The organism is Delftia sp. NA_296.1 (assembly GCF_052692095.1).
This window is the reverse complement of sequence record NZ_JBQZGF010000021.1, coordinates 1-21,083: the sequence shown is the minus strand read 5'-3', so window position 1 is coordinate 21,083 and position 21,083 is coordinate 1. Positions and strand designations below refer to the sequence as shown.

Annotated in this window: 31 protein-coding genes; 6 read left to right on the top strand and 25 right to left on the bottom strand. The window is 62.3% G+C overall.

Annotated features, from left to right (window positions below):
- Positions 1-6: 6 nt before the first annotated feature.
- The 7 genes from atpG to ACUTR7_RS29305 are packed head-to-tail and all read right to left on the bottom strand — an operon-like array spanning position 7 to position 5,225.
- Positions 7-879: a F0F1 ATP synthase subunit gamma gene (atpG, locus tag ACUTR7_RS29335; protein WP_012202356.1), complete on the bottom strand. Its 873-nt coding sequence runs from the start codon at positions 877-879 to the stop codon at positions 7-9.
- Between the two features lie 18 nt (positions 880-897).
- Positions 898-2,451, bottom strand: a complete 1,554-nt coding sequence (gene atpA / locus ACUTR7_RS29330) for a F0F1 ATP synthase subunit alpha (RefSeq protein ID WP_012202355.1) — start codon at positions 2,449-2,451, stop codon at positions 898-900.
- A 48-nt stretch (positions 2,452-2,499) separates the two neighbouring features.
- Positions 2,500-3,039, bottom strand: a complete 540-nt coding sequence (locus ACUTR7_RS29325) for a F0F1 ATP synthase subunit delta (protein WP_012202354.1) — start codon at positions 3,037-3,039, stop codon at positions 2,500-2,502.
- Positions 3,040-3,051: 12 nt separating this feature from the next.
- Positions 3,052-3,522 (bottom strand): F0F1 ATP synthase subunit B, encoded by a 471-nt coding sequence (locus ACUTR7_RS29320; protein WP_012202353.1) that lies wholly within the window; start codon positions 3,520-3,522, stop codon positions 3,052-3,054.
- A 35-nt stretch (positions 3,523-3,557) separates the two neighbouring features.
- Complete coding sequence (atpE, locus tag ACUTR7_RS29315; RefSeq protein WP_011803767.1) at positions 3,558-3,806, bottom strand: F0F1 ATP synthase subunit C; 249 nt, start codon at positions 3,804-3,806, stop codon at positions 3,558-3,560.
- Between the two features lie 51 nt (positions 3,807-3,857).
- Complete coding sequence (gene atpB, locus ACUTR7_RS29310; RefSeq protein ID WP_012202352.1) at positions 3,858-4,721, bottom strand: F0F1 ATP synthase subunit A; 864 nt, start codon at positions 4,719-4,721, stop codon at positions 3,858-3,860.
- A 21-nt stretch (positions 4,722-4,742) separates the two neighbouring features.
- Positions 4,743-5,225, bottom strand: a complete 483-nt coding sequence (locus ACUTR7_RS29305; protein ID WP_012202351.1) for an ATP synthase subunit I — start codon at positions 5,223-5,225, stop codon at positions 4,743-4,745.
- Between the two features lie 286 nt (positions 5,226-5,511).
- Between ACUTR7_RS29305 and ACUTR7_RS29300 the strand changes: the two genes are divergently transcribed.
- From ACUTR7_RS29300 to lipA, 3 genes are read left to right on the top strand one after another with little or no spacing between them, the layout of a single operon-like run.
- Complete coding sequence (locus tag ACUTR7_RS29300; RefSeq protein WP_034397898.1) at positions 5,512-5,829, top strand: YbeD family protein; 318 nt, start codon at positions 5,512-5,514, stop codon at positions 5,827-5,829.
- The gene (gene lipB, locus ACUTR7_RS29295; protein WP_445610413.1) at positions 5,826-6,551 is read left to right on the top strand and encodes a lipoyl(octanoyl) transferase LipB; all 726 of its coding nucleotides are present in this window, start codon (positions 5,826-5,828) and stop codon (positions 6,549-6,551) included. The genes ACUTR7_RS29300 and lipB overlap by 4 nt, the downstream gene beginning before the upstream one ends.
- A 10-nt stretch (positions 6,552-6,561) precedes the next feature.
- Positions 6,562-7,542 carry a lipoyl synthase gene (gene lipA / locus ACUTR7_RS29290; RefSeq protein WP_013800257.1) on the top strand — a complete coding sequence of 327 codons (981 nt, stop codon included), beginning with the start codon at positions 6,562-6,564 and terminating at the stop codon, positions 7,540-7,542.
- Positions 7,543-7,935: 393 nt separating this feature from the next.
- Here the strand turns inward: lipA and ptsP are convergent, their stop codons facing one another.
- The 4 genes from ptsP to ACUTR7_RS29270 all read right to left on the bottom strand — a co-directional run bounded on the left by ptsP (position 7,936) and on the right by ACUTR7_RS29270 (position 11,271).
- Positions 7,936-9,711, bottom strand: coding sequence for a phosphoenolpyruvate--protein phosphotransferase (gene ptsP, locus ACUTR7_RS29285; protein WP_012202347.1), 1,776 nt, complete (start codon positions 9,709-9,711; stop codon positions 7,936-7,938).
- 117 nt (positions 9,712-9,828) lie between these two features.
- Positions 9,829-10,098, bottom strand: a complete 270-nt coding sequence (locus ACUTR7_RS29280; RefSeq protein WP_012202346.1) for an HPr family phosphocarrier protein — start codon at positions 10,096-10,098, stop codon at positions 9,829-9,831.
- A complete protein-coding gene (locus ACUTR7_RS29275; protein ID WP_170962107.1) occupies positions 10,067-10,528 on the bottom strand; it encodes a PTS sugar transporter subunit IIA in 462 nt (153 codons plus the stop codon). The genes ACUTR7_RS29280 and ACUTR7_RS29275 overlap by 32 nt, the downstream gene beginning before the upstream one ends.
- Before the next feature lie 125 nt (positions 10,529-10,653).
- Complete coding sequence (locus ACUTR7_RS29270; protein ID WP_012202344.1) at positions 10,654-11,271, bottom strand: hypothetical protein; 618 nt, start codon at positions 11,269-11,271, stop codon at positions 10,654-10,656.
- A gap of 123 nt (positions 11,272-11,394) precedes the next feature.
- On the opposite strand from ACUTR7_RS29270, the gene ACUTR7_RS29265 reads away from it, so the two are divergent.
- A complete protein-coding gene (locus ACUTR7_RS29265) occupies positions 11,395-11,898 on the top strand; it encodes a TlpA disulfide reductase family protein (protein ID WP_445610412.1) in 504 nt (167 codons plus the stop codon).
- Between the two features lie 72 nt (positions 11,899-11,970).
- Here ACUTR7_RS29265 and ACUTR7_RS29260 read toward each other — a convergent pair whose 3' ends face one another.
- Positions 11,971-12,417 (bottom strand): c-type cytochrome, encoded by a 447-nt coding sequence (locus ACUTR7_RS29260; RefSeq protein WP_349615108.1) that lies wholly within the window; start codon positions 12,415-12,417, stop codon positions 11,971-11,973.
- Positions 12,418-12,575: 158 nt separating this feature from the next.
- Between ACUTR7_RS29260 and ACUTR7_RS29255 the strand changes: the two genes are divergently transcribed.
- The gene (locus tag ACUTR7_RS29255) at positions 12,576-13,274 is read left to right on the top strand and encodes a cytochrome b/b6 domain-containing protein (protein WP_445610411.1); all 699 of its coding nucleotides are present in this window, start codon (positions 12,576-12,578) and stop codon (positions 13,272-13,274) included.
- A gap of 65 nt (positions 13,275-13,339) precedes the next feature.
- A complete protein-coding gene (locus tag ACUTR7_RS29250; RefSeq protein WP_043780357.1) occupies positions 13,340-13,831 on the top strand; it encodes a GNAT family N-acetyltransferase in 492 nt (163 codons plus the stop codon).
- Positions 13,832-13,943: 112 nt separating this feature from the next.
- Here the strand turns inward: ACUTR7_RS29250 and ACUTR7_RS29245 are convergent, their stop codons facing one another.
- From ACUTR7_RS29245 to tuf, 13 genes are all read right to left on the bottom strand, one after another.
- Positions 13,944-14,450: a peroxiredoxin gene (locus tag ACUTR7_RS29245; protein WP_013800250.1), complete on the bottom strand. Its 507-nt coding sequence runs from the start codon at positions 14,448-14,450 to the stop codon at positions 13,944-13,946.
- Between the two features lie 118 nt (positions 14,451-14,568).
- Positions 14,569-14,838 (bottom strand): 30S ribosomal protein S17, encoded by a 270-nt coding sequence (rpsQ, locus tag ACUTR7_RS29240; RefSeq protein ID WP_012202338.1) that lies wholly within the window; start codon positions 14,836-14,838, stop codon positions 14,569-14,571.
- 13 nt (positions 14,839-14,851) lie between these two features.
- On the bottom strand, positions 14,852-15,049 hold the full coding sequence (rpmC, locus tag ACUTR7_RS29235) for a 50S ribosomal protein L29 (RefSeq protein WP_012202337.1): 198 nt from the start codon (positions 15,047-15,049) through the stop codon (positions 14,852-14,854).
- A gap of 10 nt (positions 15,050-15,059) precedes the next feature.
- Complete coding sequence (rplP, locus tag ACUTR7_RS29230) at positions 15,060-15,476, bottom strand: 50S ribosomal protein L16 (RefSeq protein ID WP_012202336.1); 417 nt, start codon at positions 15,474-15,476, stop codon at positions 15,060-15,062.
- 2 nt (positions 15,477-15,478) lie between these two features.
- Entirely contained in the window at positions 15,479-16,351 is an 873-nt protein-coding gene (rpsC, locus tag ACUTR7_RS29225) for a 30S ribosomal protein S3 (RefSeq protein WP_445610410.1), read from the bottom strand.
- A 16-nt stretch (positions 16,352-16,367) separates the two neighbouring features.
- Entirely contained in the window at positions 16,368-16,700 is a 333-nt protein-coding gene (gene rplV, locus ACUTR7_RS29220; RefSeq protein WP_012202334.1) for a 50S ribosomal protein L22, read from the bottom strand.
- Between the two features lie 10 nt (positions 16,701-16,710).
- Positions 16,711-16,986, bottom strand: a complete 276-nt coding sequence (gene rpsS / locus ACUTR7_RS29215) for a 30S ribosomal protein S19 (RefSeq protein ID WP_012202333.1) — start codon at positions 16,984-16,986, stop codon at positions 16,711-16,713.
- A 10-nt stretch (positions 16,987-16,996) separates the two neighbouring features.
- A complete protein-coding gene (rplB, locus tag ACUTR7_RS29210) occupies positions 16,997-17,821 on the bottom strand; it encodes a 50S ribosomal protein L2 (RefSeq protein ID WP_012202332.1) in 825 nt (274 codons plus the stop codon).
- Between the two features lie 2 nt (positions 17,822-17,823).
- On the bottom strand, positions 17,824-18,138 hold the full coding sequence (gene rplW / locus ACUTR7_RS29205) for a 50S ribosomal protein L23 (RefSeq protein WP_012202331.1): 315 nt from the start codon (positions 18,136-18,138) through the stop codon (positions 17,824-17,826).
- On the bottom strand, positions 18,135-18,755 hold the full coding sequence (gene rplD, locus ACUTR7_RS29200; RefSeq protein WP_012202330.1) for a 50S ribosomal protein L4: 621 nt from the start codon (positions 18,753-18,755) through the stop codon (positions 18,135-18,137). The genes rplW and rplD overlap by 4 nt, the downstream gene beginning before the upstream one ends.
- Complete coding sequence (rplC, locus tag ACUTR7_RS29195) at positions 18,755-19,429, bottom strand: 50S ribosomal protein L3 (RefSeq protein WP_012202329.1); 675 nt, start codon at positions 19,427-19,429, stop codon at positions 18,755-18,757. Before rplC ends, rplD begins: the two co-directional genes overlap by 1 nt.
- A 210-nt stretch (positions 19,430-19,639) precedes the next feature.
- Entirely contained in the window at positions 19,640-19,951 is a 312-nt protein-coding gene (rpsJ, locus tag ACUTR7_RS29190) for a 30S ribosomal protein S10 (RefSeq protein WP_003059431.1), read from the bottom strand.
- A 24-nt stretch (positions 19,952-19,975) separates the two neighbouring features.
- Positions 19,976-21,083 (bottom strand): elongation factor Tu (gene tuf, locus ACUTR7_RS29185; protein WP_445610409.1); only part of this gene is annotated, 1,108 nt, incomplete at its 5' end.

Below are 21,083 nucleotides of genomic sequence, written 5' to 3'. Positions count from 1 at the left end.
GCTGCTTTACACAGCAGCGGCGCCAGCCACGATTTCCGACAGTTCGGTCGTGATGGCTGCCTGACGCGTCTTGTTGTAGACCAGCTTCAACTCGCTGATGACGTTGCCGGCGTTGTCGGTAGCGGCCTTCATGGCCACCATGCGCGCCGATTGCTCGGACGCCATGTTTTCCGCGACAGCTTGGTAGACCAGGGACTCTGCGTAGCGCACGAGCAGTTCGTCGATCACGGACTGCGCGTCGGGTTCGTAGATGTAGTCCCAGCTATGGCCAGACGTCTTCTCGGCCTGCATGCTCTCGGACGACAGGGGCAGCAACTGCTCCACCACCGATTCCTGCTTCATGGTGTTGATGAACTTGGTGTAGCTCAGGTACACCGCGCTCAGCTTGCCCGCTGCATATGCATCGAGCAGCACCTTCACAGGGCCGATCAGCTTTTCCAGATGGGGCGTATCGCCCAGACCCGTCGCGTGCGAAACCACCTTGGCGCCGACACGGTTCAGAAAGCCCAGACCCTTGTTGCCAATGGCCACTGCTTCTGCCGACACGCCTTGATCCTGCAGCTCCCGCAGCTTGGCCGTGACAGCACGCAACACGTTGGTGTTCATGCCGCCGCACAACCCCTTGTCCGTCGTCACCACGATGACGCCGGCTGTCTTTGCATCACCGTTCACTTGCATGAACGGGTGCACGTACTCAGGGTTGGCTTGGCCAAGATGGACTGCAATGTTGCGGATCTTTTCGCTGTACGGGCGTGCAGCCAGCATCCGTTCCTGCGCCTTGCGCATCTTGGATGCGGCCACCATTTCCATGGCTTTGGTGATCTTCTTGGTGTTTTCCACCGATTTGATCTTGCCGCGAATTTCCTTACCTGCTGCCATGATGGCTCCTCGTCCGGTTTAAGCGAACGACTTCTTGAACGCAGCGATGGCGGCGTTCAATTCGGCTTCGGAATCCTTGTCCATGGCCTTGGAAGCGTTCAGCTTGTCGATCAGGGCGCCGTGGCTGGTCTTCAGGAACTGGTGCAGACCAGACTCGAAAGCCAGCACTTGCTTGACCTGGATGTCGTCCATGTAGCCCTTGTTCACTGCGAACAGCGAAGCGCCCATCAAAGCGGTGGACAGGGGGCTGTACTGGGCCTGCTTGAGCAGTTCGGTCACGCGGGCACCGCGGTCCAGCTGCTTGCGGGTGGCTTCGTCCAGGTCGGAGGCGAACTGCGCGAAGGCAGCCAGTTCACGGTATTGCGCCAGGTCGGTACGGATACCGCCGGACTGGCCCTTGACCAGCTTGGTCTGTGCAGCACCACCGACGCGCGACACCGAGATACCGGCGTTGATGGCGGGGCGGATACCGGCGTTGAACAGGCTGGTTTCCAGGAAGATCTGGCCGTCCGTGATCGAGATCACGTTCGTGGGCACGAAGGCCGACACGTCACCGGCCTGGGTTTCGATGATGGGCAGTGCCGTCAGCGAACCCGTCTTGCCCTTGACTTCACCCTTGGTGAAGGCTTCGACGTAGTCGGCATTCACGCGGGCTGCACGTTCGAGCAGGCGGCTGTGGAGATAGAACACGTCGCCGGGGAAGGCTTCGCGGCCCGGGGGACGGCGCAGCAGCAGCGAAACCTGGCGGTAGGCCACGGCTTGCTTGGACAGGTCGTCATAGACGATCAGGGCGTCTTCGCCGCGGTCGCGGAAGTACTCGCCCATCGTGCAGCCGGAGTAGGCCGACACGTACTGCATGGCAGCGGATTCGGAAGCGGTGGCAGCCACGACGATGGTGTATTCCATCGCGCCGGCCTGCTCCAGGGCACGCACCACGTTCTTGATCGAGGAAGCCTTCTGGCCGATCGCAACGTAGATGCAGGTAACGCCCTGACCCTTCTGGTTGATGATGGCGTCGATGGCCACGGCGGTCTTGCCGGTCTGGCGGTCACCGATGATCAGTTCGCGCTGGCCACGGCCGACGGGCACCATCGAGTCGATGGACTTGATGCCGGTCTGCAGGGGCTGGTCCACGGACTGGCGTGCGATCACGCCGGGAGCGACCTTCTCGATCACGTCCGTCATCTTGGCGTTGATCGGGCCCTTGCCGTCAATCGGCTGACCCAGGGCGTTGACCACGCGGCCGATGAGTTCGGGGCCGACGGGCACTTCCAGAATGCGGCCCGTGCACTTGACGGTGTCGCCTTCGGAGATGTGCTCGTACTCGCCCAGAATCACGGCGCCGACGGAGTCGCGCTCGAGGTTCAGCGCCAGGCCGAAGGAGGGCTGGCCATCCTTGCCTGCGGGGAATTCCAGCATTTCGCCTTGCATCACGTCCGACAGGCCGTGCACGCGCACGATACCGTCGGTCACCGAAACCACGGTGCCTTCGTTACGGATGTCGCTGCTGCCAGCCAGACCCTCGATGCGGCTCTTGATCAGTTCAGAAATTTCTGCGGGATTGAGTTGCATGACTCTTTCCTTCTTTAGCTTTGGTTAGCCGAGACCTCAGTCGCGTTGTTACGCAATGAGGGCCGCTTTCATTTGTTCCAGGCGGGCCTTGACGGACGTGTCAAGAACTTCATCACCCACCACGACGCGGATGCCACCGATCAGGGACTGATCTTGCTGCACCGACAGGTTCAGCTTTCGGCCGAAACGCTTCTCCAGCGAAGTCCCGAGGGCAGCCAGAGCGGCAGCATCTATGGGAAAAGCGCTTTGAACCACGGCGTCGGACGAGCCACCGGCGCGGTTCACGAGGCTGCGAAACTGGGCCGCCACTTCTGGCAGGGCTTGCAGTCGGCCGTTTTCAATGATGACGCGCAGAAAGTTGCGAGCGGCATCGGGCAATGCCGAGCCGGCCACGCCGCTGATGACGTCGAACAGTTGTTCGTCGGTCACCTTGGGGTCGTCGGCCAGCTGGCGCAATTGCGGATTGGCGGCAATCGCCGCCAATTCCTCCGCCCAGGCAACAGTGCCGGACAGGTCAGCACCCTGCTGGGTGCTGGCCTTGAACAGGGCATCTGCGTAAGGACGGGCAATGGTGGCGAGTTCTGCCATGTTTGCTCTTCCTTACAGCTCGGTCTTCAGGCGGTTCAGCAGGTCGGCATGGACGCCGGCATCCACTTCCTTGCGCAGGATCTGCTCGGCGCCCTTGACGGCCAGCGCAGCCACTTGCTCGCGCAGGGCTTCACGGGCCTGGACTGTCTGCTGCTCGGCCTCGGCGCGGGCAGCAGCAACAATCTTGTTGCCTTCTTCGGAGGCACGGGCCTTGGCTTCTTCGATGATGGCCTGGGCACGGCGTTCGGCGTCCGCAAGCCGCGATGCCGTTTCGTTGCGCGTCTGGGCCAGTTCCTGCTCGACGCGCTTGTTGGCGGCGGCCAGGTCAGTCTTGGCCTTGTCGGCAGCAGCGAGGCCATCGGCGATTTTCAGAGCTCGTTCATCCAGCGCCTTCGCGATCGGGGGCCACACGAACTTCATCGTGAACAGCACCAGGATCAGGAAAACGATGGCCTGGACGAACAGGGTCGCGTTGATACTCACGGCAACACCTTTCTATCTAGGGCGTTGATCGGAGCTTAGGCCAGGACGAAGGGGTTGGCGAAAGCGAACAGCAGAGCGATAGCAACACCGATCAGGAAGGCAGCGTCGATCAGACCGGCCAAGATGAACATCTTGGTTTGCAGTTCGTTGATCAGCTCAGGCTGACGTGCCGACGATTCCAGGAACTTGCCACCCATCAGGGCGATACCGATCGAAGCGCCGATAGCGCCCAGACCAACGATCAGACCACAAGCCAGAGCGACGAGACCGAGAATGTTTTCCATGATGACTCCTGAGATTAAAGAAAGAGAAAGGTTGAGAGGGAAAGGAAATGGTCAGTGGGCTTCATGTGCCTGGCCGAGATAGATCAGCGTCAGCATCATGAAAATGAAGGCCTGAAGGGTGATGATCAGAATGTGGAAGATCGCCCAGATAGAGCCTGCAATGATGTGCCCCAAGGGGAGCAACACACCGGAAAGCGACATGGCAGCCGCACCGCCCATCAGAGCGATCAGACAGAACACCAACTCACCAGCGTACATGTTGCCGAACAGTCGCATGCCATGCGAAACCGTCTTGGCGACATATTCAATGATCTGCATGGCCAGGTTGATAACACCCAGGATCAGTGCAAACACGGGATTCTTGCTGGTGCCGAACGGAGCGGTCACCAGTTCGTGGGCCCAGCCGCCCATGCCCTTGATCTTGATGCTGTAGAAGAAGCACAGGATCAGCACGGCCGAGGACAGGCCCAGCGTGGTCGAGAGGTCAGCCGTGGGAACGACACGCAGGTAGGCGTGCGAGTCACCCTGGACGCCCTGCCACAGTACCGGCAGCAGGTCCACGGGCAGCATGTCCATGGCGTTCATCATGAAGATCCAGACGAACACGGTCAGTGCCAGCGGAGCGATGAACTTGCGGCTTTGCGCGTTGTGGATGTTGGCCTTGGCCTGGTTGTCCACCATCTCGACCAGCAGCTCTACAGCCGCCTGGAAGCGGCCCGGAACGCCCGATGTGGCCTTGCGCGCGGCAAGCCACAGCACGAACAGGCTCAGCACGCCCAGCGTGGCGCTGACGACGATCGAGTCCAGGTTGATGACCGAAAAGTCGATGATCGACTTTTGCTTGATGTTCTGGAGGTGCTGCAGGTGGTGAACGATGTATTCACTTGCAGTAGGTGCGTGCGCGTCTGCGGCCATCGGTCAACTTCTCTTCAAATATCAATCGGTTTTTCGGACATTGGCCCGCACTATCAGCGCGACCCAATACGTTTTCATGACGATCACCAAGCCCGCCAGCAGCGCCAGCCAACTCAGCCCCGGGACCAGCTTGGGTGCAGCCGCCAGCATGGCAATGCACAGCACCAGCTTCACCAGTTCCCAGCCAAAAATTCCCACCATGGCGGCTGCAGCGCCGCCAGGCCTCTTGCGCACGACGGCGCGCGCAAACAGCGCAGCCGGCAGCACCACCGACAAGGCGCCATAGGCAGCCGACCATCCGACCTCGGCGCGCCCCGTCACCAGCCACGCGACCAGTGCCACCAGCACGCCAACCACCGCCTGGACCACCACGAAGCGCCACACAGACATCTGCGGGTTTCGCGTGCGCCACTCCTGAGCCTCCTCGGAGGTCAGGGGCTTGAAGTCGGAATCCTCGCCCTCAAGTTCCCTGTCAGCGTCTGTGTCAGCGGCGTAGTTTTTCATTGAGTTCTCGAAGGCCGCAGACCAGACAAGACTTTTTCACAAAGCCTCTGATTATAAGTAAAAACCCCTGCCGAACGATAGGGGTTGTTACGGGCATGTCCAAAACGGCGGCGGCAGCCTGGCTGTGTGGCAGCAGGCCAACAACGCCAGCCTCGCACCGCAGGCAGCTTGTTTGTTGTGTGTGGAGTTTTCGTGACCGGCGGCGCGGCAGCCCCAGGCTGCGACATGGCCGCGAACGATAGCGCACAATCGCCTCCAACGCCAAGCGATTAACCTTGATTCACCTATGACCGACGCCCCCACCCCCTCCTCCGCACCAGCAGCCGCGCCGGGCGCGGACCCGCGCAAGGACTCGTTGATCGAGTACCCGTCGCAGTTTCCCATCAAAGTCATGGGCATCAAGGCCGAGCATCTGGTGCATGAAATCACCCAGATCGCCGAGCGCTTCGACCCCGCCTTTGACCCCAGCACCATCGAGTTGCGCCCCAGCAGCAGCGGCAAATACCTGGGCGTCACCGTCACGGTGACGGCCACCAGCCGCGAGCAGCTCGACGACCTGTACCGGGCATTCACCTCGCACCCGCTTGTGAAAGTGGTGCTTTGAGCGCCCCAGCCGCCGAGCTTGCGCGGACGCTGGACTTGCGCCTGCTGGGCCGCACCGACTACGAAGCCACGGTGCAGGCCATGCAGGCATTCACGAGCGGCCGCGATGCCGGCACGCGCGACGAGCTCTGGATCTGCGAGCACGCCCCGCATTTCACGCAAGGCCTTGCCGGGAAAAGTGACCACTTGCTGAGCCCTGGCAACATTCCCGTGGTCGCAACCAACCGCGGCGGGCAGGTCACCTACCACGGCCCGGGCCAGGTGGTCGCCTATCCGTTGCTGGATCTGCAGCGCCTGGGCTACTTCGTCAAGGAATACGTGTTCCGCATCGAAGATGCGGTCATTCGCACGCTGGAGCATTTCGGCATCACCGGCCACCGCGTGGAAGGCGCCCCCGGCATCTACGTGCGTCTTGACGATCCTCGCAGCCACGCCATGCTGGCCCAGCGCCCGCAACTGCGCGCACCCGGCTCGCCTGCGCCCCAGCCTGATTTTTCGGGGCTGGGCAAGATTGCAGCCCTGGGCATCAAGGTCAGCCGGCATTGCACCTATCACGGCGTTGCCCTGAATGCCGCCATGGACCTGGAACCCTACGACCGGATCAACCCTTGCGGCTATGCAGGACTGCAAACGGTGGACCTTTCTACAATCGGCGTTCAGACAACCTGGGACGAAGCCGCGCGCGTGCTGGGACGACAGTTGCAGCGCCGCCTAGCCCCCTGAATCCAGAACCATGACCACCAACACCGTCGTGCGCGAAGCGCAGTCCCAAGCCGAGTACAACCCGCTGGCCAAGCAGAAGGCGGCAGCGAAGCTTTCGCGCATCCCGATCAAGGTCGAGCATGGCGAGGCCCTCAAGAAGCCCGAGTGGATCCGCGTCAAGGCGGGCAGCCCCACCACGCGCTTCTACGAGATCAAGGACATCCTGCGCGCCAACAAGCTGCACACGGTCTGCGAGGAAGCCTCCTGCCCCAACATCGGCGAATGTTTCGGCAAGGGCACGGCCACCTTCATGATCATGGGCGACAAGTGCACGCGCCGCTGCCCGTTCTGCGACGTGGGCCACGGCCGCCCCGACCCGCTGGACACCAACGAGCCGCTCAATCTTGCCAAGACGATTGCCGAGTTGCGCCTGAAGTACGTGGTGATCACCAGCGTGGACCGCGACGACCTGCGCGATGGCGGCTCGGGCCATTTCGTGGAGTGCATCAAGAACATCCGCGAGCTCTCGCCGCTGACCCAGATCGAGATCCTGGTGCCCGACTTCCGTGGCCGCGACGACCGTGCGCTGGAAATCCTCAAGGCCGCACCTCCCGATGTGATGAACCACAACCTGGAGACCGCACCGCGCCTGTACAAGGAAGCGCGTCCCGGCTCGGACTACCAGTTCTCGCTGAACCTGCTCAAGAAGTTCAAGGCATTGCACCCCAAGGTTCCGACCAAGAGCGGCATCATGGTGGGCCTGGGCGAGACCGACGAGGAAATCCTGCAGGTGATGCGCGACATGCGCGCACATGACATCGACATGCTGACCATCGGCCAGTACCTGGCGCCCAGCAACAGCCACCTGCCGGTGCGCCGATACGTGCACCCCGACACCTTCAAGATGTTTGAGGAAGAAGCCTACAAGATGGGCTTCACGCACGCCGCCGTGGGCGCCATGGTGCGCTCCAGCTACCACGCGGATCAGCAGGCACACGCCGCAGGCGTTTGAGTTCGCCACACCCAGGCGGCCCTCAATACCCAGCCCTCGCCAGCCCTGCTGCCGAGGGTTTTTTCATGGCTGCATGAACACACCTCAAGACGCGCAGGCAACAAAAAAGCAGAGCCGCTGACGCATGCTCTGCTTGAATTGGAGGCGATGTTGCCTCTTCTGACATCGTAGAAAAAAAGCCTGGCTAACCGGCAGACCGCTGGCTGGCAAACCGACTTGCTGCAGGCTGAACAGGCCTGGCGAGTCGCCCCACGATGAAACTGAAAAAGGCTTGCAGCTCGAATTCCCCACCAGAGAGTTTCTTGCTGCATTGGGGCTGATCATAGCATCGAATGAGAATCAATCGCAACTAAAGTTGCAAATCTTTTTCTGCGCATCCCCGCCTGCATGAATTCATGGTCCCAGCAGCGCTGCGGGACTGTCCGAGCGGAGGACTTCCTGCGCCCAGGCAGTCAGCTTGCGTGTGTCGGCACGCAAGATTTCCTGCTTGACGACCAGTATCTGCGCCGGATGCATGGAAAAGCTGCGCAGACCCAGGCCGAGCAACAGGCGCGTCATGCCCACATCCCCGGCGGTCTCCCCGCAGACACAGACGCTCTTGCCCTGCGCCCTTCCTTCGGCGATCACGTCCGCCACCAGCTTGAGCACGGCGGGATGCAAGGGGTCATAGAGATGGGCCACGGTCTCGTCGGCGCGGTCGATGGCCAGCGTGTACTGGATGAGGTCGTTGGTGCCGATCGACAGGAAGTCGAAGTAACGCAAAAAGGTGCGCACGATCAGCGCGGCCGCAGGCACTTCGATCATGGCGCCCAGCTTGACCGGGCCATGGGCCACGCCTCGCGCGTCGAGTTCGCTTTGCGCCAGCCGCACCTGGGCCAGGGTCTGCTCGATCTCGCTTTGGTGGGCCAGCATGGGAAACAGCAGATGGATCTGCCCATGCGCCGCCGCACGCAGGATGGCGCGCAACTGGGTGCGGAACATGGCCGGGTCAGCCAGGCTCCAGCGGATGGCGCGCAGACCCAGCGCGGGGTTCAGGTAGTAATCCTTGGGCTGCGCCTTGTCCAGCGGCTTGTCGGCGCCCACGTCCAGCGTGCGAATGGTCACGGGCATGCCCTGCATGCCGTCCACCGCTTCGCGGTAGGCGCGGTACTGCTCTTCCTCACCGGGCAGGTTGCCGCCGCGCCCCATGAACAGGAATTCCGTGCGGAACAGCCCCACGCCCACGGCGCCTGCATGCACGGCCGCAGGCCCGTCGCCGGGTTGCTCGATATTGGCCAGCAACTCGATGCGCTCTCCGTCCAGCGTCAGCGCGGGCGTGTGGCGCAGGCGTGAGAGGCGCTCGCGCTCCAGCTCGTTCTGGCGCTGGCGAAAGCCATATTCGGCCAGGATGATGGGAGAAGGATCGACGATGACGACGCCTGCGTTGCCATCGATGATGATCCAGTCGTCCTGGCGGATCAGCTGGCTGGCCGCGCGCGCGCCGACCACGGCCGGGATGTCCATGCTGCGCGCCACGATGGCCGTGTGCGAGGTCCGCCCGCCCACGGCCGTGATGAAGCCGGCAAACAGCCGGCTCTTGAACTGCAGCATGTCCACCGGCGACAGGTCCTGCGCCACCAGGACCAGGGGCACATCGGTGACTTCGTCGAGCAGCAGCGGCTGCTGCGGCGCGCCCTCCCCCGTTGCATCGGCTCGCGGCAGTGCGGCAGGCGCGGGCACGGGGCTGGCCATGCCCTTCATGTAGCGCAGGATGCGCTCGACCACCTGCTCCAGGTCGGCCTTGCGCTCGCGCAGATACTCGTCCTCCATCTCGTCGAACTGGCGCGAGACGACCTCGAGCTGCGTGGTCAGCGCCCATTCGGCGTTGTAGAGACGATCGGAAATCCAGTGCTTGATGGCGGCGGCCAGGGCCTCGTCCTGCAACAGCAGCAGGTGGACGTCGAGCAGGGCATCGAGCTCGCCCGGCGCATCCTGGGGCATTTCATCCTGCAGACGGCGCAGCTCGTCGATGACGGCGTTGCGTGCACTGCGGGCGCGGTCGATTTCCGCGTCCACCTGGTCGGGCCGGATGAAGTAGTGCACCACCTCCATGCGGCTGGAGGCCACCACCACCGCGCGTCCTATCGCAATGCCCCGTGAAACGGCCAGTCCGTGGATTGCAAACGTCATTGCGCCTGTCCTTTGCCTGCTGCTGCGCAGGCCCCGGGCCGTCGCAATGCGGCAGCGTCCGGGCCCGGCGCGTGTTGCTCTTTTGCGCTCACCGTCTGCCAGCGCAGCGGAGGCCCATCACTGGCCTTCGCCAAATTTGTCGTTGATCAGGGCCGTCAGCGCATCCATGGCTTCCTGCTCCTGCGGTCCTTCGGTTTCCAGCAGCACCTCGGAGCCCATGCCGGCAGCCAGCATCATCACGCCCATGATGCTCTTGGCGTTGATGCGCCGCTCGCCCTTGCTCATCCAGACTTCGCAGGGAAAGCTGCCTGCAAGCTTGGTGAGCTTGGCGGAGGCGCGGGCATGCAGGCCCAGTTTATTGCTGATGGTTATAGGGGTCTTGATCATTGGATGGTCGCGGACTCTGGTTCTGAGGCGTGTTCACGCCCACCTGCATCACCCCATGGCTGCCGCCCGCCAAGGCACGCTCGGCCACGGCTTCCAGCGCCTCGTGGCGATAGCCTATGGAGCGCAGCAGCATGGGCAAGTTCACTCCGGCCACCAGTCTTCCCGCAGGCAGCTGCGCCACAAGGCGCTGCGCCACGTTGCAGGGCGTCGCGCCAAAGAGGTCGGTCAGCACCAGCGTGGGCAGCGCCACCAGGCCGCCATGGTCCTCCAGCAACTGCTCGGCACGCATCAGGGTGGCCTCGGGCGGCTCCTGAGCGGGCACATCCAGGGCAAGGACGTCCTCGGCACTGTCGGCGAACACATGCAAGGCGCATTCGCGCAGTGCATGGGCCAAAGGTGCGTGGGTGAACAAAAGGATGCGCGTGGTCATGAAGTCACAGGGTTCGGAGTCGATTATGGCGTGCGCAGGCGCATGCAGGGCAACCGGCGCGCCTGCACTGCGTTCCATGCCACAGCTGCCTCCCGCATCCGTGGCTCCGAAACCTGTTGCCGTTGCTATTGCAGTTGCAGGCTGGCGAAGAAGTTGTTGGCCTCGTCTGTGCGCGGCTTGTCGCTGTAGATCACGGCATGGTAGAGGCGTGCGCCTGCCGGCTCCATTCGTGCAAACCACACGCCATGGGCGGTGAGCTTCCAGCCCTGGGGCCCCACGCCTTCAAACGTGGTGCGCAGCGACTGCGGCAGATTCAGTGCGCCCGCAGGCAGGAAAGGGCCATCTTCCTTGGAGCGCAGTTGCTTGGCGCCCGCCGGTGCCTGCCCCGGAGCACCCGGGTTCATCTGGCCGAGCACGGCTGCCTGCCAGTACGACAGCATCTCGGCGGCTCTGGACGGCTCGCTGACCAGGAAGTGGGACACCGCGTAGGTCGACGCATCGGCATCGCATCCCATCATGGACATCTGCACCGTGCCCATGCCCTGGCCCAGCTCCACCGGCCGTGTTGCGGATTGCGGATCGCAGGGCAAGAGCACGCGCAGCGGCGTGCCTTCGACCGCGACCTGCCGCCAATCCAGCCTGGGACTGCAGGCGGCCAGGGGCGCCAACACCAGCAGCGCGGCGCCGAGCCGCAGGGCCAGAGCGCGGCCCTTTGCTTTCGAAAAGCTTTCCATCAATGTCATGCCGGCATTATCGGCATGGCCCGACCTGTCCGAGCCCCGAACTTTTGCCCTTGCCGCGCATCGAAAGGCGGTGCACGGCATGCGTGCAGGCCTTCGGGCGCAACTTTGGGCACAATCGTCGCTATGGCAAGCAAACATTGGATCGCAGGCGTGATGATCGCCGCAGCCGCCGGCATGGGCGCATGGGTGTATTCGGGTGCCGGCCAGACGGCGGCGCCGCAGTCCACCTTCGTGCTGCTGGACGGCAGCAAGCAGACCACGGCCGACCTCAAGGGCAAGGTGACCTTGGTGAACTTCTGGGCCACCAGCTGCACCACCTGCGTGGCCGAGATGCCCGAGATCGTTGCCACCCACCGGAAATTCCAGAGCCAGGGGTTCGAGACCCTGGCCGTGGCCATGAGCTACGACCCGCCCAGCTATGTGGTGAACTTCGCCGATTCGCGCAAGCTGCCTTTCAAGGTCGCGCTGGACAACACCGGCGCCGTGGCCCGGGCCTGGGGCGATGTGCAACTGACTCCCACCACCTACATCGTCAACAAGCGTGGCGACATCGTGAAGCGCTATGTGGGCGCACCTGACTTCGCGGAGTTGCATCGGCTGATCGAGAAGCTGCTGGCCGAGGCCTGATACAGCGCAGACCAGGGCACAAAAAAACCGGCACCAGGCCGGTTTTTCATTGGGGCATCCTCCGCCCGCCGCTCAACGGCTGCGGAAGCTGTCGTGGCACGCCTTGCAGCTGGCGGCAGCCGGGCCGAAGGAGGCCTTGAGCTGGTCCAGGTTGCCGGACTTGGCCGCAGCCGCGAGCTTGACCGTCTCGGCCTGCATCTTCTCCGACAGGTCCTGGAACTTGGCCTGCTCCTTCCAGATTTCAGGCTTGGCCTTTCCACCTTCCGTGCCCGCGCCGAACGCGGCCCAAGGCAGCTTGGCCATGAAGGCCACCACCTCGGCGTTTTCCTGGGCCGCCTTGGCATCGAAGGGGATCTTTCCGTTCGCCATGGCGCCCAGGCGCCCGAAGTGCTGGCCCAGCACGGCGAGCGCGCCCTGGCGGTACTTGATGGCGTCTTCGGACTTGGCGAACTGTGCGGACGCGGGCAGCGCCGTGGCGGCCACCAGGGCGGCCAGCGCCCATGCAGAAACTTTCTTCATCGTGGTTTTCCTTTGGGAGTGTGGGGAAATCTGCCGGGCCAGTATGGCAGCGGCGTCTTGCCGGCACCGCTTTGATTGACCACGGCCAGGGTGCATTCCTGGTCCTCGCAGGAATGCGGGGCGGCACAATGCCCTATCCCCATCCCAGCTTTCATGCCATGGCACAAGAATCGACCGCACAAGGCGCCGCCAAGCACAAGGTCCGCATCTGGGACCTGCCCACCCGGCTGTTTCACTGGCTGCTGGCCGCAACGGTGGTCGGCCTGGTCGTGACGGCCAAGCTGGGCGGCAATGCCATGAACTGGCATCTGCTGCTGGGCCATGCCATGCTGGCCCTGCTGCTGTTCCGCCTGCTTTGGGGCCTGGTGGGCGGCCGCTGGTCGCGCTTTGCCAGCTTCATCCACGCGCCCGCCACCGTGCTGCGCCATGTGCGGGGAAAAGGAACGGAAAGCGACAGCGCAGGCCACAGCCCGCTGGGCGCCCTGTCCGTGTTTGCCATGCTGGCCGTGCTGATCGCCCAGGTGGGCAGCGGGTTGCTCAGCGACGACGAGATTGCGTTCTCCGGGCCGCTGAGCCGCTTTGTATCGGGCGACACCGTGGCACAGGCCACCGCCTACCACGCGCACTGGGGGCAGTATCTGCTGTACGCGCTGGTGGCCCTGCACCTGTTGGCGATCATGTTCTATGCCTGGCGCGGACGGGGTCTGGTGCACGCCATGGTGACGGGAGACAAGCATTTGCCCGAACCCCTGCCCCCTTCACGCGACACGGCAGCCAGCCGCCTGTTGGCCTTGGTCCTGGCGTTGGTGGCGGGGGCCGCCGCATGGTGGGTGCAGCAGCTGGGGGGTGCTTTCTGACGGCGTGGCCAGATGTTGCCAGCTTGCCGCTACACTGCGTTTTCCGTCGTTTTAGCCAAGTGCCCGTGGACAAGCCTGCTGTCGCCTTGCTGGCGCCGAATCCCCTGGAAGACATGGACGAAGTCCGCCAGATCTTCCAGGAGTACGCCGCAAGCCTGGATGTCGATCTGCAATTTCAAGATTTCGAGGCCGAGATCGCCGATCTGCCTGGCGACTACGCATCGCCGCGCGGCCACATCCTGCTGGCCAAGGTCGATGGCGCCGTGGCCGGCTGCTGCGCCTTGCGCCCGCTGGACAACTGCGATTACGCCAACGCCGCCGAGATGAAGCGCCTGTTCGTGCGCAAGGCCTTTCGCGGTTTCGGCCTGGGCCGCCAGCTCGCCGAGGCCATGCTCGATGTGGCGCGCCAGGCCGGCTATGACCATGTGCTGCTGGACACGCTGGACGACATGGAGTCGGCACGCGCCCTCTACACGGACCTGGGCTTCCAGGAAATCCCGCCCTACTATCACAACCCCATCGCAGGGGCGCATTACCTCAAGGCCGATATCTTCTAGGGCCCGGCTGAAGCGGCCCCCTGAAATACAAAAAGGCATTGCAACTGGGTGCAATGCCTTTTTTCGCAAAAGCGCGGTGCCCAGGCCCGGCAGGCCTGCAGCCTGATCAGGATCAGGCCTTGGCCTGGCCCAGCAGGGTGGCTGCGTCGCTGACTTCGAACTTGCCAGGGCCTTCCACGTTCAGCGTGGCGACCTTGCCGTCCTTGACCAGCATGGAGTAGCGGTTGCTGCGCAGGCCCAGGCCCTTGCCGTTCAGGTCCAGCGTCAGGCCGGTGGCCTTGGCGAAGGCGGCATCGCCGTCGGCCAGCATGCGCACCTTGCCGTCGGTCTTCTGGTCACGGGCCCACGCGCCCATCACGAAGGCGTCGTTGACCGACAGGCACCAGATCTCGTCCACGCCGGCAGCCTTGAAGGCTTCGGCCTGCTCCACGAAGCCGGGCACATGCTTGGCCGAGCAGGTGGGAGTGAATGCGCCGGGCACGGCGAAGACCGCGATGGTCTTGCCGGCAGCGGCTTCGGGCAGCTTCACGGGGTTGGGGCCGATGCTGCAGCCATTGCCTTCGACTTCCACGTATTCCATCAGGGTGGCAGCGGGCAGGGCATCTCCGACTTTGATCATCTCTATCTCCTTTGTGGTGCAAAACCGGGGGCCGCCGAAATGGCGGTCCCCAAACGAAAAAACGACCCACATTGTGGGTCGTTTCCTGTGGCCTTGCAGCCGGTGGGCCTGTGTAGGCTTACACCAGAGCAGCCTTTTGCACCAAGCGGGTAGCAACCCAGTTCTTGGTCTTGGACAGCGGGCGGCTTTCCGTGATTTCAACCACGTCGCCCAGCTTGTATTCACCTTGCTCGTCGTGAGCGTGGTACTTGCTGGACTTGATCATGATCTTGTCATAGATCGGGTGCTTGACGCGGCGTTCAACCATGACCGTCACGGTCTTGGCACGCTTGTCGCTGACCACCTTGCCAATCAAGGTGCGCTTGAGGGATTTTTTAGCTTCCGTCATGTCGGCTTCCTGATTACTTGGCAGCTTGCTTTTCAGCAAGGATGGTCTTGGCGCGGGCGATGTCACGGCGCGTGGTGCGCAGCGTGTTCGTGTTACCCAGCTGTTGCGTAGCCTTTTGCATACGCAGGCCAAAGTGAGCCTTTTGCAGGGACTTCACTTCGGCTTCCAGGCCGGCAACGTCTTTTTGGCGGAGTTCAGCAGCTTTCGTCATGTTGTTCTCCTTAGGCACCAATTTGACGGGACACGAAGGTCGTACGCAGCGGCAGCTTTGCAGCGGCCAGGCGGAACGCTTCACGAGCCAGCTCTTCAGGGACGCCCACGATTTCGTAGAGCACCTTGCCGGGCTGGATTTCGGCCACGTAGTACTCGGGGTTGCCCTTACCGTTACCCATACGCACTTCTGCGGGCTTGGTAGAGATTGGCTTGTCCGGGAACACGCGGATCCAGATACGACCGCCACGCTTGACGTGACGCGAGATCGCGCGGCGAGCCGCTTCGATCTGACGCGCCGTCAGGCGACCACGGTCAGTGGACTTCAGGCCGAAGTCACCGAAAGCAACGGAGTTACCACGCGTTGCGATACCGGTGTTGCGACCCTTTTGCTCCTTGCGGTATTTGCGGCGAGCAGGTTGCAGCATCTTTATTCTCCTTTACCGTCCGCTGCTGTAGCGGGCGCGTCAGTCTTGCGAACGCGCTTAACGGAATCAGCGCCAGCGCCGGCGGGCTTATCGCTGCCGTCAGCAGGTGCTGCGTTAGCGCCTGCGGGGCGGCGGGCACCACGGCCAGCACCGTCACGACGACCATCGCCGCGACCTTCACGGCGGGGGCCGCGAGGACGACGTTCTTCTTCGGGGCGGGGGGTCTCGGCTGCCGGCAGGTCGTTACGACCCAGCGTGTCACCCTTGTAGACCCAGACCTTCACACCGATCACACCGTAGGTCGTCTTGGCTTCGGAGAAGCCATAGTCGATGTCGGCGCGCAGTGTGTGAAGTGGCACACGGCCTTCGCGATACCACTCGCAACGTGCAATTTCGATACCGTTCAGACGGCCCGAAGACATGATCTTGATGCCTTGGGCACCCAGACGCATGGCGTTTTGCATTGCACGCTTCATGGCGCGGCGGAACATGATGCGCTTTTCGAGCTGCTGGCAGATCGAATCGGCGATCAGCTTGGCATCGATTTCAGGCTTGCGCACTTCTTCGATGTTCACAGCCACGGGCACGCCCAGACGGGTTGCGAGTTCCTTCTTCAGGTTCTCGATGTCCTCGCCCTTCTTGCCGATCACGACACCAGGACGTGCCGAGAAGATCGTGATGCGGGCGTTCTTTGCAGGACGCTCGATCAGGATGCGCGACACGGCGGCATTCTTCAGCTTGGCCTTCAGGAACTCGCGCACCTTGATGTCTTCGGCCAGCATGCCGGCGAAGTCACGGTTGCTTGCGTACCAACGGCTGGCCCAGTTGCGGCTAACAGCCAGGCGGAAGCCGGTAGGATGGATTTTCTGTCCCATATTCTTCCCAGGCCTTTCAGTTGCCAACCGTCACGTACACGTGGCACGTGGGCTTGCTGATGCGATTGCCGCGGCCCTTTGCACGCGCGGTGAAGCGCTTGAGCGTGGTGCCTTGTTCGACGAAGATGGTCTTGACCTTCAGTTCGTCGATGTCGGCGCCGTCGTTGTGCTCGGCGTTGGCGATGGCGGACTCGAGCACCTTCTTGATGATCACGGCAGCTTTTTTCTGCGTGAACGTCAGGATGTTCAGGGCTTGGTCCACTTTCTTGCCGCGGATCAGGTCCGCGACCAGGCGACCCTTGTCCACAGACAGGCGGACGCCACGGAGAACAGCACGTGTTTCAGACATGTTCTATTCCTTACTTCTTGGCTTTTTTGTCCGCCGGGTGACCCTTGAAGGTACGGGTCAGCGCGAATTCGCCGAGCTTGTGGCCGACCATCTGGTCAGTCACATACACGGGCACGTGCTGCTTGCCGTTGTGCACGGCGATGGTCAGACCGATGAACTCGGGCAGAACCATGGAGCGACGCGACCAGGTCTTGACGGGCTTCTTGTCCTTGGTGGCGACGGCCTTTTCGGCCTTTGCCAGCAAGTGATGGTCAACAAACGGACCCTTTTTAAGAGAACGAGTCATTTGCTACCCTTTACTTCTTGCGACGCGACACAATCATCGACTGCGTGCGCTTGTTGTTACGGGTACGGTAGCCCTTCGTCAGGTTGCCCCATGGGTCAACAGCGTGACGACCTTCACCGGTCTTGCCTTCACCACCACCGTGCGGGTGATCGACAGGGTTCATCACCACGCCGCGAACGGTCGGGCGAATACCCATCCAACGCTTCACACCGGCCTTGCCCAGACGGCGCAGGCTGTGTTCTTCGTTGGCGACTTCACCGATGGTCGCGCGGCATTCGATGTGCACCTTGCGCACTTCGCCGGAACGCATACGCACTTGGGCGTAGATGCCTTCACGGGCCAGCAGCGTAGCCGACGTACCTGCCGAACGGGCGATCTGCGCGCCAGCGCCGATCTTCAGTTCGATGCAGTGGATGGTCGAACCCACGGGGATGTTGCGGATCGGCAGGGTGTTGCCCACGCGGATCGGGGCTTCCGAACCGCTGACGATCGTTGCGCCGACTTCCAGGTTGCGCGGAGCAATGATGTAGCGACGCTCGCCGTCGGCATAGCACACCAGAGCGATGTGGGCCGTACGGTTGGGGTCGTACTCAATGCGCTCGACCTTGGCGGGGATGCCGTCCTTGGTGCGCTTGAAGTCCACCACGCGATAGTGGTGCTTGTGGCCACCGCCCTTGTGACGGGTGGTGATGTGACCGTTGTTGTTACGGCCCGACTTCTGGTGCTGAGGCTCCAGCAGGGGGGCGAAACCTGCACCCTTGTGCAGATGGTCACGCGTGACCTTGACCGTGCCGCGTTGGCCGGGGGTCGTCGGTTTGAGCTTGATAACAGCCATGATTACGCAGCCTCCCCGGACAGGTTCAGCTCTTGACCGGGCTTGAGCATCACGTAGGCCTTGCGAACGTGGTCGCGGCGGCCAGTGGTCTTGCCAAAGCGCTTGGTCTTGCCCTTGATGTTCACCACGGAGACACCAGCAACTTCCACCTTGAACATCAGTTCCACGGCGGCCTTGATTTCATGCTTGGTGGCGCTCTGCAGCACCTTGAACGTCACGGCGTTGGACTTCTCGGCAACCATGGTGGCCTTTTCGGACACGATGGGAGCAACCAACACCTGCATCAGACGACCTTCGTCAAACTTGAGCGTGCTCATTCGAACATCTCCTTGAGTTTGTCGATCGCACCCTTGGTGACGAGCACTTTCTTGTAGTGCACCAGCGACACGGGGTCGGCGTAGCGCGGCTCGACCACGAACACGTTCTTCAGATTGCGGGAAGCCAGGTACAGGTTCTCGTCGACTTCTTCAGCGATCACCATGACCGATTCCAGGTTCATGGCCTTGAACTTGTCGGCCAGCACCTTGGTCTTGGGGCTTTCGAGCTTCAGCGAGTCCACCACGGCCAGACGGCCTTCGCGGGCCAGCTGCGACAGGATGGCAACCATACCGGCGCGGTACATCTTCTTGTTGATCTTCTGCGTGAAGTTTTCTTCAGGCAGATTCGGGAAGATGCGGCCGCCGCCACGCCACAGAGGCGAGGAAGACATACCAGCACGAGCACGGCCGGTGCCCTTTTGCTTGAACGGCTTGGCAGTCGTGTGACGAACCTGCTCGCGGTCCTTCTGAGCGCGAGTGCCCTGACGTGCGTTGGCACGGTAGGCGATCACGATCTGGTGGACGAGGTCTTCGTTGAATTCACGACCGAAAACAGTCTCGGGCGCATCGAACTTGGATGCGGCCTGGCCTTGTTCATTCAGGAGTTCGAGCTGCATTAGTTCGCTCCCTTGGAAGCTTTGGCCTTGATGGCGGGGCGCACCGTCACGAAGCCACCCTTGGAGCCCGGAACAGCGCCCTTGATCAAGAGCAGTTGGCGTGCTTCGTCAATGCGAACCACGTCGAGATTTTGGGTGGTGATGGTTTCATCGCCCATGTGACCGGTCATCTTCTTGCCCGGGAACACGCGACCTGGATCCTGGGCCATCGAGATGGAGCCGGGAACATTGTGCGAACGGCTGTTGCCGTGCGAGGCGCGCTGCGAGCGGAAGTTGTGACGCTTGATGGTGCCGGCGAAGCCCTTACCGATGGAAGTGCCTTGCACGTCCACCTTCTGGCCCACCGAGAACAGCTCGGCGACGGGCAGGACGGAGCCTGCGGCGTACTTGCCAGCGGTTTCTTCGGTCACGCGGAATTCACCCATCACTTCACCGGCTTCGACACCTGCCTTGGCGAGGTGGCCGGCTTCTGGCTTGGTCACGCGAGATGCCTTGCGCGAACCGAAAGTGACCTGCAGGGCCACGTAGCCATCGTTCTCTTGGGTTTTGACCTGAGTCACACGGTTGTTGGACACATCCACCACCGTGACGGGCACTGCGTCCCCGTCATCGGTGAACAGACGCATCATGCCCACCTTGCGACCCAGCAACCCGAGGGAGTTGCTCAGACTCATTTGTTTGCTCCAAAACTTTCGCCGCTGAAACTGCAATTGGCCCAGCGTTGCGCTCCCGCCCCAGATGTCCAAGGCCTTGCGCACGAAAGAAGGTTGATAAAACTTCGCTCAAGAAAGGCGAAGCCCCAAATTTTAACGCGAACTGCCTTTTCAAGCAAGTTCGCGTTAAATCAAAGCCCTTCAACGGCACCGCAAGGGGCCGTGAAGTTCTTATTGCAGCTTGATCTCGACGTCCACGCCTGCGGGCAGGTCCAGCTTCATCAGAGCGTCAACCGTCTTGTCAGTCGGGTCAACGATGTCCATCAGGCGCTGGTGAGTGCGGATTTCGAACTGGTCGCGGCTGGTCTTGTTGACGTGCGGCGAGCGCAGGATGTCGAAACGCTTCATGCGTGTCGGCAGGGGCACGGGGCCCTTGACGATCGCGCCGGTGCGCTTGGCAGTGTCAACGATTTCAGCAGCCGACTGGTCGATCAGCTTGTAGTCAAACGCCTTCAGGCGGATTCGGATTTTTTGCTTGGACATTGTGTATTCCTAGTTTTCCAAGAATTACGCAATGATCTTTGCAACCACGCCAGCGCCCACGGTACGGCCACCTTCGCGGATAGCGAAGCGCAGACCTTCTTCCATGGCGATGGGGGCGATCAGCTTGACGGTGATCGACACGTTGTCGCCAGGCATCACCATTTCCTTGTCGGCGGGCAGCTCGATGGAGCCGGTCACGTCGGTCGTACGGAAATAGAACTGGGGACGGTAGTTGTTGAAGAACGGAGTGTGGCGACCACCTTCGTCCTTGGACAGCACGTACACCTCAGCCGTGAAGTGGGTGTGGGGCTTGATGGAGCCGGGCTTGCACAGCACTTGGCCGCGTTCCACGTCTTCACGCTTGGTGCCGCGCAGCAGCAGACCCACGTTGTCGCCAGCTTGACCTTGGTCCAGCAGCTTGCGGAACATTTCCACGCCGGTGACGATGGTCTTCTGGGTGTCGCGGATACCGACGATTTCGATTTCTTCGCCGACCTTGATGATGCCGCGCTCGATACGGCCAGTCACCACGGTGCCACGGCCAGAGATCGAGAACACGTCTTCCACGGGCATTGCGAAGGCACCGTCCACAGCGCGCTCGGGCGTGGGGATGTAGGAGTCCAGTGCTTCAGCCAGGCGCAGGATGGCAGGTTCGCCCTTGTCGGACTGGTCGCCTTCCAGGGCCAGCTTGGCCGAGCCGCGGATGATGGGGGTGTCGTCGCCGGGGAAGTCGTACTTGGCAAGCAGCTCGCGCACTTCCATTTCGACCAGTTCCAGCAGCTCTTCGTCGTCCACCATGTCGCACTTGTTCAGGAACACGATGATGTAGGGCACGCCCACCTGACGGGCCAGCAGGATGTGCTCGCGGGTCTGGGGCATGGGGCCGTCAGCGGCCGAGCACACCAGGATGGCGCCGTCCATTTGAGCAGCGCCGGTGATCATGTTCTTGACGTAGTCGGCGTGGCCGGGGCAGTCAACGTGAGCGTAGTGGCGACCGGCCGTTTCGTACTCGACGTGGGCGGTGTTGATCGTGATGCCGCGAGCCTTTTCTTCAGGTGCTGCGTCGATCTGGTCGTAAGCCTTGGCTTCGCCGCCGAACTTCTTGGACAGAACGGTAGCGATAGCAGCCGTC

Coding starts and splice junctions, on each gene's coding strand:
- rplP (WP_012202336.1), bottom strand. CDS start 15,476: ATGCTGCAACCTGCTCGCCGCAAATACCGCAAGGAGCAAAAGGGTCGC.
- ACUTR7_RS29255 (WP_445610411.1), top strand. CDS start 12,576: ATGGCACAAGAATCGACCGCACAAGGCGCCGCCAAGCACAAGGTCCGC.
- ACUTR7_RS29275 (WP_170962107.1), bottom strand. CDS start 10,528: ATGACCACGCGCATCCTTTTGTTCACCCACGCACCTTTGGCCCATGCA.
- ACUTR7_RS29260 (WP_349615108.1), bottom strand. CDS start 12,417: ATGAAGAAAGTTTCTGCATGGGCGCTGGCCGCCCTGGTGGCCGCCACG.
- rplC (WP_012202329.1), bottom strand. CDS start 19,429: ATGAGTCTGAGCAACTCCCTCGGGTTGCTGGGTCGCAAGGTGGGCATG.
- atpB (WP_012202352.1), bottom strand. CDS start 4,721: ATGGCCGCAGACGCGCACGCACCTACTGCAAGTGAATACATCGTTCAC.
- rpsJ (WP_003059431.1), bottom strand. CDS start 19,951: ATGTCCAAGCAAAAAATCCGAATCCGCCTGAAGGCGTTTGACTACAAG.
- ACUTR7_RS29270 (WP_012202344.1), bottom strand. CDS start 11,271: ATGACATTGATGGAAAGCTTTTCGAAAGCAAAGGGCCGCGCTCTGGCC.
- atpA (WP_012202355.1), bottom strand. CDS start 2,451: ATGCAACTCAATCCCGCAGAAATTTCTGAACTGATCAAGAGCCGCATC.
- ACUTR7_RS29325 (WP_012202354.1), bottom strand. CDS start 3,039: ATGGCAGAACTCGCCACCATTGCCCGTCCTTACGCAGATGCCCTGTTC.
- rplD (WP_012202330.1), bottom strand. CDS start 18,755: ATGCAGCTCGAACTCCTGAATGAACAAGGCCAGGCCGCATCCAAGTTC.
- lipA (WP_013800257.1), top strand. CDS start 6,562: ATGACCACCAACACCGTCGTGCGCGAAGCGCAGTCCCAAGCCGAGTAC.
- rplW (WP_012202331.1), bottom strand. CDS start 18,138: ATGAGCACGCTCAAGTTTGACGAAGGTCGTCTGATGCAGGTGTTGGTT.
- ACUTR7_RS29305 (WP_012202351.1), bottom strand. CDS start 5,225: ATGAAAAACTACGCCGCTGACACAGACGCTGACAGGGAACTTGAGGGC.
- rplV (WP_012202334.1), bottom strand. CDS start 16,700: ATGTCTGAAACACGTGCTGTTCTCCGTGGCGTCCGCCTGTCTGTGGAC.
- rpsQ (WP_012202338.1), bottom strand. CDS start 14,838: ATGACGGAAGCTAAAAAATCCCTCAAGCGCACCTTGATTGGCAAGGTG.
- ACUTR7_RS29265 (WP_445610412.1), top strand. CDS start 11,395: ATGGCAAGCAAACATTGGATCGCAGGCGTGATGATCGCCGCAGCCGCC.
- rpsC (WP_445610410.1), bottom strand. CDS start 16,351: ATGGGACAGAAAATCCATCCTACCGGCTTCCGCCTGGCTGTTAGCCGC.
- ACUTR7_RS29280 (WP_012202346.1), bottom strand. CDS start 10,098: ATGATCAAGACCCCTATAACCATCAGCAATAAACTGGGCCTGCATGCC.
- ACUTR7_RS29300 (WP_034397898.1), top strand. CDS start 5,512: ATGACCGACGCCCCCACCCCCTCCTCCGCACCAGCAGCCGCGCCGGGC.
- ACUTR7_RS29245 (WP_013800250.1), bottom strand. CDS start 14,450: ATGATCAAAGTCGGAGATGCCCTGCCCGCTGCCACCCTGATGGAATAC.
- atpG (WP_012202356.1), bottom strand. CDS start 879: ATGGCAGCAGGTAAGGAAATTCGCGGCAAGATCAAATCGGTGGAAAAC.
- ptsP (WP_012202347.1), bottom strand. CDS start 9,711: ATGACGTTTGCAATCCACGGACTGGCCGTTTCACGGGGCATTGCGATA.
- rpmC (WP_012202337.1), bottom strand. CDS start 15,049: ATGACGAAAGCTGCTGAACTCCGCCAAAAAGACGTTGCCGGCCTGGAA.
- atpE (WP_011803767.1), bottom strand. CDS start 3,806: ATGGAAAACATTCTCGGTCTCGTCGCTCTGGCTTGTGGTCTGATCGTT.
- rpsS (WP_012202333.1), bottom strand. CDS start 16,986: ATGACTCGTTCTCTTAAAAAGGGTCCGTTTGTTGACCATCACTTGCTG.
- rplB (WP_012202332.1), bottom strand. CDS start 17,821: ATGGCTGTTATCAAGCTCAAACCGACGACCCCCGGCCAACGCGGCACG.